The organism is Citrobacter sp. CRE-46, from assembly GCF_059615875.1.
This window is the reverse complement of sequence record NZ_CM184341.1, coordinates 5,041,206-5,055,693: the sequence shown is the minus strand read 5'-3', so window position 1 is coordinate 5,055,693 and position 14,488 is coordinate 5,041,206. Positions and strand designations below refer to the sequence as shown.

Sequence of the window (14,488 nt, the reverse complement as noted above, 5' to 3'; positions counted from 1 at the left end):
GCTTTACAAGTCGAACGATTTGTTCGATATAAAAAACAGGGAGTCGTGAATGACCCAGCCCATCAGTATGATCGCGAAAAGCCTGGTGCGTGAACGTCAGCGCACCGGTTTGTCACTGGCAGAGATTGCCCGCCGCGCGGGGATTGCAAAATCGACGCTCTCACAGTTGGAAGCAGGAAATGGCAACCCTAGTCTGGAAACGCTGTGGTCGCTGTGTGTGGCGTTGGATATCCCTTTTGCGCGCCTGCTGGAACCGCAGGAGCAAAAAACGCAGGTAATTCGCCGCGGCGAAGGGACAAAAGTGGTGGCGGAGCAGGCCCACTACCAGGCCATTTTACTGGCCGCCTGCCCACCGGGCGCGCGGCGGGATATCTATTTGCTGCTGACGCAGCCGGGCGCGGATCGTATTTCACAGCCGCATCCACCGGGATCAGTTGAACATATTATCGTGACGCAAGGTAAGGCGATGGTGGGATTGACGGAAGCGCCGGAAGAGTTAGGTGAGGGTGACTACATTTGTTACCCCGCCGATCGGGCGCATATCTTTAAAGCGCTGGAGCCGGATACTCAGGCGATTCTGGTTTCAGAGCAGAACTAACTGCTATGTTGCGTTGTGCCGGATGCGGCGCTTAGCGCCTTATCCGGCCTACAAGATTATTGCAGATAAAACACTTCTTTTAGCTCTGTGCTGACCGGGCTGTTGTCCGGGTTGGCTGGCATCACGTCACGCATATGTTTCCACCAACGCTGGCAAACGTCGGTGCTGGCAACGGCATTCCAGCGCTCCTCGGACTCAATCTCCACGGTGGCGAACAGCAGATTACGCTCCTGATCGAGATAAATCGCGTAGTGATGGGCGCCGTGTTGTTTCAGTAGTGATTCCAGTTCTGGCCAGATGGGATTGTGCCGACGCTGGTACTCAACGTGCGCGTCGGCATTCACCTGCATCACAAACGCTTTGCGGATCATAACGCCTCCAGATACAGCTCGCGGACTTCATCGCGGCTGGCGATGCGCGGGTTACACGGCGCGCATGGATCGGCCAACGCTTTATCTAACCAGCCTTCAATATCCTCTTTGGTCACGCCAAGCTGGCTGAAACCGGCTGGAATACCTACCCGCTTGCTCAGGGCGCGAATGGCGTTGATGGCTTCCATGCTTGCCGCTTTATCGCTCATGCCGCGGGTATCGACGCCCATCGCCTGCGCCACTCGGGCAAAGCGAGCCTCGGCGTTCGGTCGGTTAAAGTTTTCGATTATCGGCAGCAGGATGGCGTTGCAGACGCCGTGCGGCAGGTTGTGGGTTGCGCCCGGCTGGTGCGCCAGCGCATGCACCAGACCAAGACCGGCGCTGTTAAATGCCATACCCGCCAGATATTGACCAAATGCCATTTGCTCACGGGCTTCGAGGTTGTGGCCATCATCGACCGCTTTCGGTAGCCACAGATTAATCAGGCGAATGGCCTCCAGCGCATTGGCGTCAGTGAGTGGGTGCGCGCCGACGGAAACATAGGCTTCCACCGCGTGAGTCAGGGCGTCCATGCCGGTTGCGGCGGTAACGGAAGCCGGGATTTCCAGCATCACGCTGGCATCATCCACGGCGATATCCGGGATGATGTTCGGGTCGATGATCACCTCTTTAACCTTGCGAGCAGAGTCGATAATCACCGCATTGCTGGTCATTTCTGCAGCAGTGCCGGCGGTGGTATTGATGGCGACCAGCGGAACGCCGGCATTTTTCACTTTGCCCACGCCGGAGTATGCGGTAGAAGGGCCTGGGTTGGCGGTCAGGATTTTCACTGCTTTAGCGGTATCGATCGGACTGCCGCCGCCAAAGGCGATAATGTAGTCACATTCTGCGCTCTGATACGTCGCAAAACCTTTCTGCACCAGCTCTTCTGTCGGGTTTGGGAATACCTCATCAAACAGGTGGTAAGACATTTGATGTTCATCCAGCGCGCTAAACAGGCTATCCAGCAGGCCCAGTTTCACCAATTGACCATCGGTAACGATCAGCGCTTTGCCCCATTGCTTATTCGCCACGAGGTTCACCATATCGGCAATCGCTCCAGCGCCATGCAGGCTAATTTTGGGTAGTGCCAACATAAAGCTCATCACTATTCTCCTTATAATGCTAGTGCGCTTGCCAGCGGAGTCACGCCAAAACGTTTGCCGAGTGCGACCAGTTCTTCACGCGTGATGGTCTGCTTCATACCGCCCATCGAATAGATTTTGACTAAAACCTCAGCGGATTTCTCAGCGGTATCGATCAAACCGAATGCTTCATCGAGGGAGGGGCCGCTGCCGAACACACCATGGAACGGCCACAAAACAAGCGAATGCTTCTGCATTTCCTGCGCGGTCGCCTGGCCGATTTCATCCGTACCCGGCACCATCCACGGCAAAATGCCGACGCCATCCGGGAACACCACCAGGCACTCGGTGCTGCCTTCCCACAGTTTGCGGGTGATCAGTGCGGTGTTGTTTTCCAGCACATAGGTCAGGGCGATCAGGTTGGTGGCGTGGCAGTGCATGATCACGCGATCTTTGCCGTTCGTCGCTTTAATACGTTCGCAGTGAGAGAGGAAGTGGGCTGGCAATTCGGAGGTTGGCACCGCTTCGTGGGTCAGGCCCCAAAGGATGTGATAGCCCGCACCGTCGCTGTCCACTTTCACTACGCCTAAATTTGCCGCCGGATCGAGCTGAACGTTACGGAAAAATTTACCCGAGCCGGTGACGATAAATGGCGTATTCGCCAGCAATGGCATGGGTTGACTCAGCGCGATATAGCGCGGATTTTCGTGGAAATTGCCGCTAAATGGCGTGATATCCGCTTCATCCAGGCGCAGCGTCAGGTTGCCGCCGTTACGTTCATCCCAGCCTTTCAGCCACGCATCGGATGTGGCTTTGATCATCCCCTGGACAAACCAGGAATGAGTAATGTTCTGCATGTTCGGTGCTCCCATTTATTGCCCGAAGGTTATCGGGTCTTACGTAGGCCGGATAAGCGCAGCGCCATCCGGCAATCGTGTTTTATTTATTGCCGGATGGCGACGCGGGGCGTCTTATCCGGCCTACAGTTCAGGTGTCGCTATCAGCTACGTTTGCTCAGGATCTCTTTTTCATAGGCGCGAACGCTATCCAGCCACTGGCTGCCCGCTGGCGTGTCGTGGCGCTGGCAATACATTTCCCAGACGGCCTGCCACGGCAGTGATTTTTGTTCTTCCAGCAGGGCCAGACGTGCGGTGTAGTCGCCGCTGGCTTCGAGCTGACGCAGTTGCTCGGTTGGTTCTAACAGCGCGCGCAGCAGGGCTTTTTTCATATTGCGGGTGCCGATAACCCATGCCGCGATGCGGTTAATGGAAGCGTCGAAGAAGTCGAGACCGATGTGTACGCGATCAAACAGGTTGTGGCGGACGATTTCGCTGGCAATTGCCTGAGTTTCATCATCCAGCAGCACCACGTGATCGCTGTCCCAGCGCACCGGACGACTGACGTGCAGCAGCAGGCGCGGTACATACAGCATGGCGGCGGAGATTTTGTCGGAAATCACTTCAGTCGGATGGAAGTGTCCCGCATCCAGGCACAGCGCGGTCTGGCGGCTGGTGGCGTAGCCCATATAGAACTCGTTGGAGCCGACGGTGTAGCTTTCAGCGCCGATGCCAAACAGCTTGCTCTCAACGGCGTCAATATGGTGCGCCGGGTCGAGTTTCTCGCTGATCACTTCGTCCAGTGCTTCCAGCAGGCGCTGGCGCGGCGCTAAACGGTCAACGGTGATATCTTTCATACCGTCCGGGATCCAGATGTTCATTACCGACGGCGTACCCAACTGTTCGCCAAAATACGCCGAGACGCGACGGCTGGCTTTGCAGTGGTCAATCCAGAACTGGCGAATGTGGTCATCGGCATGGGCCAGCGTGAAGCCGTCGGCGCTCAGCGGATGAGAAAAGCAGGACGGGTTGAAATCCAGCCCTAACTGGTTTGCTTTCGCCCACTCAACCCAGTTTTTGAAGTGTTCCGGTTTGATTTGGTCGCGGGCAACCGGCGTATCGGATTCCAGATAGATCGCATGCAGATTCAGGCGTTTTGGACCCGGTATCAGGCTCAGCGCCTGCTCCAGATCGGCACGCAGTTCGGTCGCGTTGCGCGCTTTGCCGGGATAATTGCCGGTAGCCTGAATTCCGCCAGTGAGCGAGCCTTCCGGGTTTTCGAAACCGGCGACGTCATCGCCCTGCCAGCAGTGCATGGAGACCGGCAGACGATCGAGCTGGCGTAAGGCCGCCTCGACATCAATACCTACCGCGGCGAAACGCAGTTTTGCCAGTTCCCAGGCTTGTTCAAGTTGAGTGGTCATGCGCAAAGCTCCTTTGTCTGTCGTAGTGATTGAAACTGCGCCTGGTAGCGGGCAATTTCACTTTCCGGATTGGGAATGAAGGTGGTCAGGTCGTAGTTGGCGCGCACTACCTGACGGAAATCATCGACGTTGTTAAGCTCGTCCAGCGTCATCAACTGGATGCCGATGTTGCCGAGCGTGGAGGCCTCAATCGGCCCGGACATAACGCGAATACCGCAGGCATCCGCGCACAGCTGATTCAGTAACGCGTTCTGGCAACCGCCACCAACAATGTGCAATTGGCTAAACGCTGCGCCACGCAGGTCCGCCAGCTCTTGCAGAATGTCGGCATACAGCAGCGCCAGGCTGTCGAAGATACAGCGCGCCAGTTCGGCGTTTTGCAGAGGAACAGGTTGGCCCGATTCACGACAGGCCGCCTGAATTTCCGCACTCATATCGTCGGGGTTGATAAAGCGATCGTCGTTCGGGTTGATCAGGAACTGGCAGGCTGGTAGCGCTTGCGTTTCGGCGATAAGCGTTGGCAGGTCGTCGATCTGGCGCTCTTTTAATACGCGCTGGAGCAGCCATAGTCCCATGATATTTTTCAGTACCCGGTAGCGCCCTTCCGCGCCGCCTTCGTTGGTGATATTCGCCGCCAATGCCGCATCGTTGGTATACGGTGTTCTGCTCTCAAACCCCATCAGCGACCAGGTGCCGGAAGAGAGATACGCGCTGTTTTTATCGGCGAGCGGCGAAGCAATGACTGCGCTGGCCGTGTCGTGACTGGCAACCGCCACGACAGGAATTTGATTTTTCTGCGGGCAAATCCAGTGGCCAATGACGTTCCCCGGATGCGTCGGGCGACCAAACCAGGCTTTGTCTGCCCCGGTCCACGCCAGCAGCGTGTCATCCCAGTCGTCGGTATTGATATTGACTAACTGGGTGGTGGTGGCATTGGTGTATTCCCAATTCATTTCACCGGTCAGGCGAAAACTGAAGTAGTCGGGGATCAGCAGGGCATGCGCCACCTGCGGGAGCAATTCTGGTTGCTGTTCAACCAGCGCGCGCAACTGATACAGGGTGTTAAAGGGGAGAAATTGAATACCGCTACGCCGGTAAATCTCGTTTTTACCCGGTTGCACCATCGCCAGCGACATAATGCCTGTCGTGCGATTATCACGGTAAGAGATCGGCAGACCGACGCGCTGACCGGCGTTATCGACCAGTACGTAATCCACCCCCCAGGTATCAATACCGATGCTGTCTATCCGAATGCCTTCATCGCAGACTTTCTTCAGACCCAGACGAATGTCGTTTTCCAGGCTGTCGATGTCCCAGGTGTCAAAACCGTCCGTTTTTTGTAGACAGTTAACGAAGCGGTGGATTTCACGCAGCGTCAGGGTGCGGTGTTCACTGTCGTAACGCGCCAGCATTACGCGCCCGCTGGATGCGCCGAGATCGACAGCGACACAATGGCGAAAAGTCATAGCGAGGTCCTTCTGAGTTTTATTGCACTCAGTCTAAGAACCCCCGATAAGACGTACCTTCTTAACAGTGACAGGCACAATTAGCGGCTGGCAACATGGCAAAGGTGAACGTGATGATGTTCACAGTTTCTACTCATGGGGCGGATTCGGGCAGATGTGACGCCTTCCGCAATTCCCGATCTTTCCCACCGTATCTTGAAGAATTGACCATGTTTACGCACTTTGGCGTCAAAAATTTAAGGTGAGGGTAGTAACCCTTAATTACTATTCAGCCATATTCGCTAAACAGGGGGAGCCGTCATGACTGTACTGCATTGCGTAGACTTTTTTCCGACAGGTAAAGCGCCAGTGGCTATTGAACCGCGGCTTCCTCAACCCGCGTTTCCTGAACATCATCATGATTTTCATGAAATTGTGGTGGTCGAGCATGGTACGGGGATCCACGTGTTCAACGGGCAACCGTATGCCATCAGCGGTGGTACGGTGTGTTTCGTCCGCGATCATGACCGGCATTTATATGAACATACTGACAATTTGTGTCTGACCAATGTCCTGTATCGCTCCCCGGATGCGTTTCAATTTTTAGCCGGGCTGAATCAGCTTTTACCTCAGGAACAGAATGGGCAGTACCCATCCCATTGGCGGGTAAACCAGGGGGTACTACAGCAGGTCCGACAGTTGGTGGGGCAAATGGAAGCGCTCGGTGAAGGAATGGATACGCCGACGGCGGCAAATCGTGAAATTCTGTTTATGCAGCTACTGGTCGTGTTGCGTAAAAGCAGCCTGATGGCAGCGGCAACCGATAACGATGCGCGGCTTAACCTTCTGATGGCGTGGCTGGAAGATAACTTTGCTGACGAGGTGTGCTGGGAGGCGCTGGCCGAAAAGTTTTCGCTCTCTTTGCGCACACTGCACCGCCAGCTTAAACAACAAACGGGATTGACGCCCCAGCGCTACCTTAACCGCCTGAGGCTTATTAAAGCGAGACATCTGCTTCGTCATAGTGAGGACAGCGTGACGGATATCGCGTATCTCTGCGGTTTCGGCGACAGTAATCACTTTTCGACGCTTTTTCGCCGGGAGTTTAATTGGTCGCCACGCGATATTCGTCAGGGGCGCGATCTCATTGCGGGAAGCAGCCTGCAGTAACGCGAAAGCTATCAACGTTTTTTACCGCCGAATCTCAGATAATCATGTTCCTTAACGCCGGATGGCAGGGAATATTGTGATGGCGAATCAGCTAATCCTTCTGACATCAGACTTTTTCGCGCATGAGCAGCAGGCTGTCGCCGTGGCTGACCGTTATCCGCAGGATGTCTTTGCGGAACATACCCATGAATTTTGCGAGCTGGTCCTGGTCTGGCGCGGCAATGGTCTGCATGTTCTTAACGATCGTCCGTACCGGATAACCCGTGGCGATCTGTTTTACATTCGCGCTGAAGACAAACATTCCTACACGTCCGTAAATGACCTTGTTTTGCAAAATATCATCTACTGCCCGGAGCGGTTAACGCTGAATGTTGACTGGGAAGGGGCGATCCCCGGATTTAACGGTACGCCACGGCAGCCGCACTGGCGACTCGGCAGCGTTGGCATGACTCAGGCCAGGCAGGTGATAAGCCAGCTTGAGCATGAAAGCAATCAACGCGATGCGCAGGCTTTTAACATGGCGGAACTGCTGTTCGGGCAACTGGTGACCCTCCTTAAACGCCATCGTTATGCGACAGATACGCTCCCGGCAACGTCGAGTGAAACGCTGTTGGATAAACTCATTACCGCATTAGCCGGGAGTCATGAGCATGCTTTCGAACTGGATAAATTTTGCGAGCGCGAACAGTGCAGCGAACGCGTTTTGCGCCAGCAGTTTCGCAGCCAGACCGGGATGACCATCAACCAGTATCTCCGCCAGGTGCGGGTCTGCCATGCTCAGTATCTGCTCAAGCACAGCCGGTTAATGATTAGTGAGATTTCCATGCGCTGTGGCTTTGAGGACAGTAACTACTTTTCGGTGGTGTTTACGCGGGAAACCGGGATGACGCCGAGCCAGTGGCGTCATCTGGCTGAGTGAGTAACCATGATTACGTCGGATATCAAGATGATAAAATCTGACAGCGATCCCTCCAAAAATTGAAAATTTCGCGATGGCTCACTTCTGTAAATAAAGCCTAAAATAGGAATAACGACCATTATCAGGAGAGAATGATGAGCGTATGTTGAAATAATTTACCAGAAATTATTGGGCGTTAAACAATGCAGGCTTCTGACTATTTAAGAATGAAATTTCAAAATGACAGGCGGCTGGCGCTAACCACTCAGAATGCGGTTGGTGGAGTTTTGCAGTCAGCCCGGGGAGTTGCTTCAGATATATATTCGGGTATGGAGCGAGCTAGTTGGTATTCATCATGCTTTATACCGCAATACAATGATGTTTGTCAGGACTTAAAGACTGAAGAAATAAGAACACTCTATTCCATAGAGTCTATATATAGATATCGTGATGTAATTGCATATATGCTCTATTTGTACTTCAAAATGATAAGTGATGATGTTGATGAAGGTAATCCAGAAGGTTCGGCGCGTCAGTTAATCAGAAAAATGTCAGCAATAGCTTCTCATATGAATATTGCAGGAGGGACCAGGTACGCTTTTGCTTCCGCGGCTTCTCTTGCGTTGTCTCAGTCTGGTTTCATGTCTAAAATCATTGTTGAACGTCTATCTGCAAAGCTACCACAAGCAGTATTCGTGCTTCAGTTTTTCGGCGTTCAACAAAAGTGTGCGCTTGCTGCCCGTCATCTAAAAGCAGTGGATTCAGATTATTATTGGATTTTATATCAGGCAAAGCTTGAAATGCATTATTTTGTCGAACCAGCAATTTCCAAAATGATTAGCAGAGCAAAGTCTCAACTCTTCTCAAATCTTGATGACTTAGCTGATTTTTTACAGGGGGATTTTAGTGTTTAAGAGTTTGATAACACTTTTATTAGAAGGTGTAGTGTTTCCAGTTCTGGTAATAGGCTTTGGTTTATTATGGCTTCATCTGTTCCCTAAATATTGTTTATTGCTAACATTAATTACACTTATTATTCTGATGTGGTTGTTTCCCCGATTGACTTCACGGTTCACCAAGTTTAAATAAAAGGAGTTTAAATGTCTAACCCAGCTTATTTGTGGCTAACAGATGAAAATGGTTCTCCTATGTCAGGCTCATCTCTGGTTGTCGGACGTGTCGGAGCTATTGAAATAAAGTCACTGACTCACAACATCAATATCCCGGTTGATAGTAATACAGGGCGCCTAACGGGTACGCGAATTCATGCACCCATCATGTTTCAAAAAGAATTCGACCGGGTTACACCTTTTTTGTACAGAGCATTAAGTACCGGAGCTACGCTCAAATCAGCGACGATACAAAATGTACTCAATTAATGAAGCAGGGATTGAAAAGGAATATTTCAACATCATTCTTCACAACGTAAAGCTTACGTCCATCACGCCTGATTTGTATCCCGGCTCATCAACAGGTACACATCTTGAAACGGTACTGCTTCGCTACGAGAAAATCACCTGGAAGCATTGCGATGGTAATATCATCTATACCGATGAATGGAATCACCGTACTACCTATTAAAAAATTAATCTGGCAAATAAAAATTTGTGTGTATCAAACTAACGATAGATGACGCCGAGCCAGTGGCGTCATCTCAGTACCCAACATGCTTAGCTGGCCATTCCCAGACCGACAATGTTTGCCGCGACGATAATCACCACGCAGCCGAGGCTCAGCACGCTGACCGGACGTCGACCCGTGTTTTTCCACTCTTTCAATACCAGACCAACAATCCCGCCGCACAGGACATAGAAACTCATGTGCAGCATCCAGCTTACATAGTCATACTGTGCCGGAATACGCGCGTGGCCCCAGGCGTAGAAGAAAAATTGCAGATACCACATCAAGCCACCGAGCGCGGAGAGTAGCACGTTGCTGATGATCAGCGGTTTTGCCAGCGAGAAGTCGGCTTTTATCGACAAGTTCTTCACTTTTGCCAGACGAATGAAGCAAAAACCCAGGTTGACCAGCGCACCACCGCCCATGATAACCACATAGCTGGGCAGAGCGACATACAGCGGGTCCACACCCAATGCGGCGGCGGCATCGTGCATCGGTTTCGCGGCGTTCATCGCAAATGACATTCCTGCGGAGAAAATGCCGCACATGACCGCCAGAACCAACCCTTTTTTCAGGTTGAACTCTTCGGCTTTGATGCCCATTTTGCGTTCTTTTAATTGACCCGCACGGGTAACAATGCCCACGCCAATTAGTGCGACCAACACGCCAAGCAGCGTCATGCGTCCGCCGGAGGTGTTGATCAGCACATCAAAGTTGCCGTTGATAATCGGGGTCATCAGCGTGCCGACAATCAGCGTAATACCTATCGCAATGCCGATACCCATCGACATACCGAGATAGCGCATGGTCAGGCCATAGTTAATGTTGCCAATCCCCCACATCGCCCCGAAAAGAAATACCGGGGCCAGTGTGGAAAGGCTGAAGGAACTGAAGTAGGCCCAGAAATTGGGAAGTAACATAGCGCTGATAGTCCACGGAAGGATAAGCCAGGAGACGATCCCGCCTACCGACCACATCGTTTCCCATGACCAATGTTTGACTTGCTTGAACGGGGCATAGAAACAAGCTGCACTGGCTGCGCCTATCAAATGCCAAAAGATACCCATCGTAATCGCGTTACTCATGACTTAATCCTCGTTATTTTTTATCGTCGGTAATGACCCCTCCGACCTGACGAGTTTAAAAATTACGCAGGGTATTAACCTTTTAACGCTTGCCGCCATTTTGCGCATGTTGGCAATCATCACGTTAAGTGGGTGATTCGGTTCACATCTTTTACAATAAACTGATCGATTAAAACCTTGTAAAAAGTACGGCATTGATAATCATTTTCAATATCATTTAATTAACTATAATGACCCAACTGCTTACGCGGCGTTAACACTGGCCGCCCGACAACACTGGAGATGATTATGAGTTATACACTGCCATCCCTGCCGTACGCTTATGATGCCCTTGAACCGCACTTCGATAAGCAGACGATGGAAATTCACCATACCAAACACCACCAGACTTACGTAAACAACGCAAACGCTGCGCTGGAAAGTCTGCCTGAATTCGCCAGCCTGTCGGCTGAAGAGCTGATCACCAAACTGGATCAACTGCCAGCGGACAAGAAAACCGTACTGCGTAACAACGCCGGCGGCCACGCTAACCACAGCCTGTTCTGGAAAGGCCTGAAAACCGGCACTACGCTGCAGGGCGATCTGAAAGCGGCTATCGAACGTGACTTCGGCTCTGTTGACAACTTCAAAGCTGAATTTGAAAAAGCAGCGGCCACCCGTTTCGGCTCCGGCTGGGCGTGGCTGGTTCTGCAAGGTGACAAACTGGCTGTTGTTTCCACCGCTAACCAGGATTCCCCGCTGATGGGTGAAGCAATTTCTGGCGCTTCTGGCTTCCCTATCGTCGGTCTGGACGTTTGGGAACACGCTTACTACCTGAAATTCCAGAACCGTCGTCCAGACTACATTAAAGAGTTCTGGAACGTGGTGAACTGGGACGAAGCAGCAGCGCGTTTCGCCGCTAAAAAATAAGTTCTACGCTTAAATAATGCCCCTGCAAGCACTGCTTGTGGGGGCTTTTTTGTGATCAAAATCAACATGGGAACGATGATCCATTTAAATTGAAACAATGTTTTATTGTGCGGGTGGGATCACTTTTATAATTCCTCTGAATGTCTATCTTCTGTTCATCAAGACGGGCGCATCTCAAAAGCAAGATGCAATCGCCCATAAAAATTGCCCCATTTTTATGTCTACAGGTGATGGAAATGCAGATCAAACGAACGATAGAGAGAATCCCTGGCGGGATGATGCTGGTGCCGCTTTTCCTCGGCGCGTTATGTCACACCTTTTCACCCGGCGCCGGGAAATATTTCGGCTCATTTACCAACGGTATGATCACCGGTACGGTGCCTATTCTGGCGGTCTGGTTTTTTTGTATGGGCGCGTCGATTAAGCTAAGTGCAACCGGCACCGTGCTGCGTAAATCCGGCACGCTGGTCATCACCAAAATTTTGGTGGCGTGGGTGGTGGCGGCAATTGCCTCACGCATCCTGCCGGAACACGGTGTGGAAGTCGGGTTCTTCGCCGGGTTGTCCACGTTGGCGCTGGTGGCCGCCATGGATATGACCAACGGTGGGCTGTACGCCTCGATTATGCAGCAGTATGGCACCAAAGAAGAGGCCGGGGCATTTGTTCTGATGTCTCTGGAATCAGGCCCGCTGATGACCATGGTTATTCTGGGAACCGCCGGGATTGCTTCGTTTGAACCGCACGTGTTTGTGGGGGCTGTATTACCATTCCTGATTGGCTTTGCGCTGGGTAATCTGGACCCTGAACTGCGGGAGTTCTTCAGCAAAGCGGTGCAGACGCTGATCCCGTTCTTCGCCTTCGCGCTGGGTAACACCATTGATTTGAGCGTGATTGCGCAGACCGGCGTGCTGGGGATTCTGCTGGGCGTGGCGGTGATTATCATTACCGGGATCCCATTGATTATCGCCGATAAACTGATTGGCGGCGGCGATGGAACGGCGGGGATTGCCGCTTCCAGCTCTGCGGGTGCGGCGGTTGCCACGCCGGTACTGATTGCTGAAATGGTTCCGGCATTTAAACCGATGGCGCCAGCGGCAACCTCTCTGGTGGCGACCTCGGTGATTGTGACCTCCATTCTGGTACCGATTATCACGTCCATCTGGTCGAAAAAGGTCAAAGCCAGGGCGGCGGAAATTGATCTTCGTGGTACCGTGAAGTAAGCCTCTTTTGCCGGATGGTCTGCGCCATCCGGCTTAGTCAGTTAACCTTTGACGACGAACACCTCATCAATAGTCCGACATTCCCCCTCATTCAACTCTCCGCCAGCATTACGTGACACGCCGGTGCAGTAGCCAAACTTACGCGATACCACGGTTTTGATGGTGGTGACAAAATCTTCGCCAATGGCGTAGATGGACATATAGGTGCCAATCTGGTCCTGAATATCGCGAAGCGTCGCCAGGTCGCCCTGCTTAAACGCCTCCCGCGCGCTGACAAACAGTTCCGGCATAACGTTGTTCAACCCTGAAATAATCCCCGCCCCGCCTGCCAGCAGGTTAGGAATGTAGTATTCGTCATAACCGGACAGTACGGCAAAATCTTCCCGCACGGCGCGCGTTGTCTGAATCATACTGCGGGTATGTGACTGACAGTCGACGGTATCTTTGATGCCGGCGAAATTTGGGAACTCGGCAGCGAGAGTGGCAACCAGCTCCGGCGTTAAATCACAGCCGGTACGCGCCGGGAAATTATAGGCAAACCATTTACCGCTGAGTTTCTGTCCCAACTGGCGGAAGTAGCTCAGCAGCTGTTTCGCCGTTTGTCCGTAGTAGTAAGGCGGCAGGATCATCACGGCATCATAACCTGTGCGATATGCTTCCTGCGCCATCAGCAGAACATCATTCTGGCAGGTGGATGAGACGTTGGCGACCATCTTCAGCGAGCTCATAGCCCGGGCTTCACGGATCAGCAGCAGTCGTTCTTCGAGCGTAAAGGAAGCAAACTCCCCGATGCTGCCCATCAGCAAAATCACGTCGATTTTGGCCTCGGTTAAACGTTTGAGATGCTGGCTCAGACCGTTGAGATCGATCTTGCCGTCATTATCCATTGGCGTAATGGAAGGGCACCAGACGCCAGCAAATTGCGATTGACCAGTCACGTAGTCGACTCCTTATTTGAAATGATGTTTCAAAACCAGCTTACATTGATAGCATGTGTCCCTAAGCTTCATGTGAACCGTGCTCTCATTTTGAGCGACTGGGATAAAATAAATATGGTGTAATGGGGGAAATTTATCGGGAGAGGGAACAGATGCGATATCCGGTCGATGTTTTTACAGGCAAGATTCGGGACTACACGGGAAGTCGTCCCAGCGCGATTGCTAAAGTTCAGGTCGATGGTGAGCTGATGCTGACCGAACTGGGCCTGACGGGGGATGAACAGGCGGAAACGAAAATTCACGGCGGGCCGGATCGCGCGCTGTGCCACTATCCGCGTGAACACTATCAGCACTGGAGACAAGAGTTTCCGGAGCAGGCGGAGTTATTTGTCGCGCCCGCTTTTGGCGAAAACCTCTCCACTGAGGGGCTGACGGAAGAGAATGTGTATATTGGCGACATTTTCCAGTGGGGAGACGCGCTGATTCAGGTCACACAGCCGCGCTCGCCGTGCTTTAAGCTGAATTTCCATTTTGGTATTAGTGATATGGCCAGCCAGATGCAGAATGCGGGCAAGACGGGCTGGCTATGCAGCGTCATCGCTCCCGGTCAGGTTTCGACGGACGCGCCGTTGATCCTGGCGTCACGCGTCAGCGACGTCAGCGTGCGCGAGGCGATTGCCATTGCCTGGCATATGCCGTTTGATGACTCGCAGTATCACCGTTTACTGTCGGCTGCCGGGTTATCGAAGAGCTGGACCAGAACGATGCAAAAGCGCCGTTTAAGTGGCAAGATCGAAGATAATTCCCGCCGTTTGTGGGGGAAATAACGCTCACCTTTAGCTTGCCATTA

General features: G+C 52.5%; 14 protein-coding genes and 1 pseudogene. 8 read left to right on the top strand and 7 right to left on the bottom strand.

From position 1 onward, the window contains the following. The first annotated feature begins 49 nt into the window (after window positions 1-49). Entirely contained in the window at window positions 50-598 is a 549-nt protein-coding gene (locus tag AC534G_RS24480) for a helix-turn-helix domain-containing protein (RefSeq protein ID WP_003825255.1), read from the top strand. A 56-nt stretch (window positions 599-654) separates the two neighbouring features. Here AC534G_RS24480 and rhaM read toward each other — a convergent pair whose 3' ends face one another. The 5 genes from rhaM to rhaB all read right to left on the bottom strand — a co-directional run bounded on the left by rhaM (window position 655) and on the right by rhaB (window position 5,819). After that, window positions 655-969 (bottom strand): L-rhamnose mutarotase, encoded by a 315-nt coding sequence (rhaM, locus tag AC534G_RS24475; RefSeq protein ID WP_110496324.1) that lies wholly within the window; start codon window positions 967-969, stop codon window positions 655-657. Continuing rightward, a complete protein-coding gene (gene fucO / locus AC534G_RS24470) occupies window positions 966-2,114 on the bottom strand; it encodes a lactaldehyde reductase (protein ID WP_038635920.1) in 1,149 nt (382 codons plus the stop codon). Before fucO ends, rhaM begins: the two co-directional genes overlap by 4 nt. A gap of 11 nt (window positions 2,115-2,125) precedes the next feature. Further along, a complete protein-coding gene (rhaD, locus tag AC534G_RS24465) occupies window positions 2,126-2,950 on the bottom strand; it encodes a rhamnulose-1-phosphate aldolase (RefSeq protein ID WP_069324874.1) in 825 nt (274 codons plus the stop codon). Between the two features lie 143 nt (window positions 2,951-3,093). Next, window positions 3,094-4,353 (bottom strand): L-rhamnose isomerase, encoded by a 1,260-nt coding sequence (gene rhaA / locus AC534G_RS24460; RefSeq protein WP_042313455.1) that lies wholly within the window; start codon window positions 4,351-4,353, stop codon window positions 3,094-3,096. Continuing rightward, window positions 4,350-5,819, bottom strand: coding sequence for a rhamnulokinase (gene rhaB, locus AC534G_RS24455; protein ID WP_110496323.1), 1,470 nt, complete (start codon window positions 5,817-5,819; stop codon window positions 4,350-4,352). Before rhaB ends, rhaA begins: the two co-directional genes overlap by 4 nt. Before the next feature lie 300 nt (window positions 5,820-6,119). Here rhaB and rhaS point away from each other — a divergent pair, with 300 nt between their 5' ends. The 4 genes and pseudogenes from rhaS to AC534G_RS24435 all read left to right on the top strand — a co-directional run bounded on the left by rhaS (window position 6,120) and on the right by AC534G_RS24435 (window position 9,447). Further along, entirely contained in the window at window positions 6,120-6,968 is an 849-nt protein-coding gene (gene rhaS / locus AC534G_RS24450) for an HTH-type transcriptional activator RhaS (protein ID WP_038635932.1), read from the top strand. Window positions 6,969-7,047: 79 nt separating this feature from the next. Next, window positions 7,048-7,887 (top strand): HTH-type transcriptional activator RhaR, encoded by an 840-nt coding sequence (rhaR, locus tag AC534G_RS24445; RefSeq protein WP_110496321.1) that lies wholly within the window; start codon window positions 7,048-7,050, stop codon window positions 7,885-7,887. A 182-nt stretch (window positions 7,888-8,069) separates the two neighbouring features. Next, the gene (locus tag AC534G_RS24440) at window positions 8,070-8,780 is read left to right on the top strand and encodes a hypothetical protein (RefSeq protein ID WP_110496319.1); all 711 of its coding nucleotides are present in this window, start codon (window positions 8,070-8,072) and stop codon (window positions 8,778-8,780) included. Window positions 8,781-8,966: 186 nt separating this feature from the next. Further along, window positions 8,967-9,447, top strand: a pseudogene (locus AC534G_RS24435) (Hcp family type VI secretion system effector). 89 nt (window positions 9,448-9,536) lie between these two features. Here AC534G_RS24435 and rhaT read toward each other — a convergent pair. Further along, window positions 9,537-10,571 carry an L-rhamnose/proton symporter RhaT gene (gene rhaT / locus AC534G_RS24430; protein ID WP_110496317.1) on the bottom strand — a complete coding sequence of 345 codons (1,035 nt, stop codon included), beginning with the start codon at window positions 10,569-10,571 and terminating at the stop codon, window positions 9,537-9,539. A gap of 288 nt (window positions 10,572-10,859) precedes the next feature. On the opposite strand from rhaT, the gene sodA reads away from it, so the two are divergent. Then, window positions 10,860-11,480 carry a superoxide dismutase [Mn] gene (sodA, locus tag AC534G_RS24425; protein ID WP_038635943.1) on the top strand — a complete coding sequence of 207 codons (621 nt, stop codon included), beginning with the start codon at window positions 10,860-10,862 and terminating at the stop codon, window positions 11,478-11,480. A gap of 236 nt (window positions 11,481-11,716) precedes the next feature. Beyond that, window positions 11,717-12,700 (top strand): 2-keto-3-deoxygluconate transporter, encoded by a 984-nt coding sequence (gene kdgT, locus AC534G_RS24420; RefSeq protein WP_038635946.1) that lies wholly within the window; start codon window positions 11,717-11,719, stop codon window positions 12,698-12,700. Between the two features lie 41 nt (window positions 12,701-12,741). Here kdgT and AC534G_RS24415 read toward each other — a convergent pair whose 3' ends face one another. Beyond that, the gene (locus AC534G_RS24415) at window positions 12,742-13,638 is read right to left on the bottom strand and encodes a dihydrodipicolinate synthase family protein (protein ID WP_110496315.1); all 897 of its coding nucleotides are present in this window, start codon (window positions 13,636-13,638) and stop codon (window positions 12,742-12,744) included. A 152-nt stretch (window positions 13,639-13,790) separates the two neighbouring features. Between AC534G_RS24415 and yiiM the strand changes: the two genes are divergently transcribed. Further along, window positions 13,791-14,465 carry a 6-hydroxyaminopurine reductase gene (gene yiiM / locus AC534G_RS24410; RefSeq protein ID WP_087856656.1) on the top strand — a complete coding sequence of 225 codons (675 nt, stop codon included), beginning with the start codon at window positions 13,791-13,793 and terminating at the stop codon, window positions 14,463-14,465. The last annotated feature ends 23 nt before the right edge of the window (window positions 14,466-14,488 follow it).

Coding starts and splice junctions, on each gene's coding strand:
- AC534G_RS24440 (WP_110496319.1), top strand. CDS start 8,070: ATGCAGGCTTCTGACTATTTAAGAATGAAATTTCAAAATGACAGGCGG.
- rhaD (WP_069324874.1), bottom strand. CDS start 2,950: ATGCAGAACATTACTCATTCCTGGTTTGTCCAGGGGATGATCAAAGCC.
- rhaM (WP_110496324.1), bottom strand. CDS start 969: ATGATCCGCAAAGCGTTTGTGATGCAGGTGAATGCCGACGCGCACGTT.
- rhaT (WP_110496317.1), bottom strand. CDS start 10,571: ATGAGTAACGCGATTACGATGGGTATCTTTTGGCATTTGATAGGCGCA.
- AC534G_RS24480 (WP_003825255.1), top strand. CDS start 50: ATGACCCAGCCCATCAGTATGATCGCGAAAAGCCTGGTGCGTGAACGT.
- fucO (WP_038635920.1), bottom strand. CDS start 2,114: ATGAGCTTTATGTTGGCACTACCCAAAATTAGCCTGCATGGCGCTGGA.
- sodA (WP_038635943.1), top strand. CDS start 10,860: ATGAGTTATACACTGCCATCCCTGCCGTACGCTTATGATGCCCTTGAA.
- kdgT (WP_038635946.1), top strand. CDS start 11,717: ATGCAGATCAAACGAACGATAGAGAGAATCCCTGGCGGGATGATGCTG.
- rhaR (WP_110496321.1), top strand. CDS start 7,048: ATGGCGAATCAGCTAATCCTTCTGACATCAGACTTTTTCGCGCATGAG.
- rhaA (WP_042313455.1), bottom strand. CDS start 4,353: ATGACCACTCAACTTGAACAAGCCTGGGAACTGGCAAAACTGCGTTTC.
- rhaS (WP_038635932.1), top strand. CDS start 6,120: ATGACTGTACTGCATTGCGTAGACTTTTTTCCGACAGGTAAAGCGCCA.
- yiiM (WP_087856656.1), top strand. CDS start 13,791: ATGCGATATCCGGTCGATGTTTTTACAGGCAAGATTCGGGACTACACG.
- rhaB (WP_110496323.1), bottom strand. CDS start 5,819: ATGACTTTTCGCCATTGTGTCGCTGTCGATCTCGGCGCATCCAGCGGG.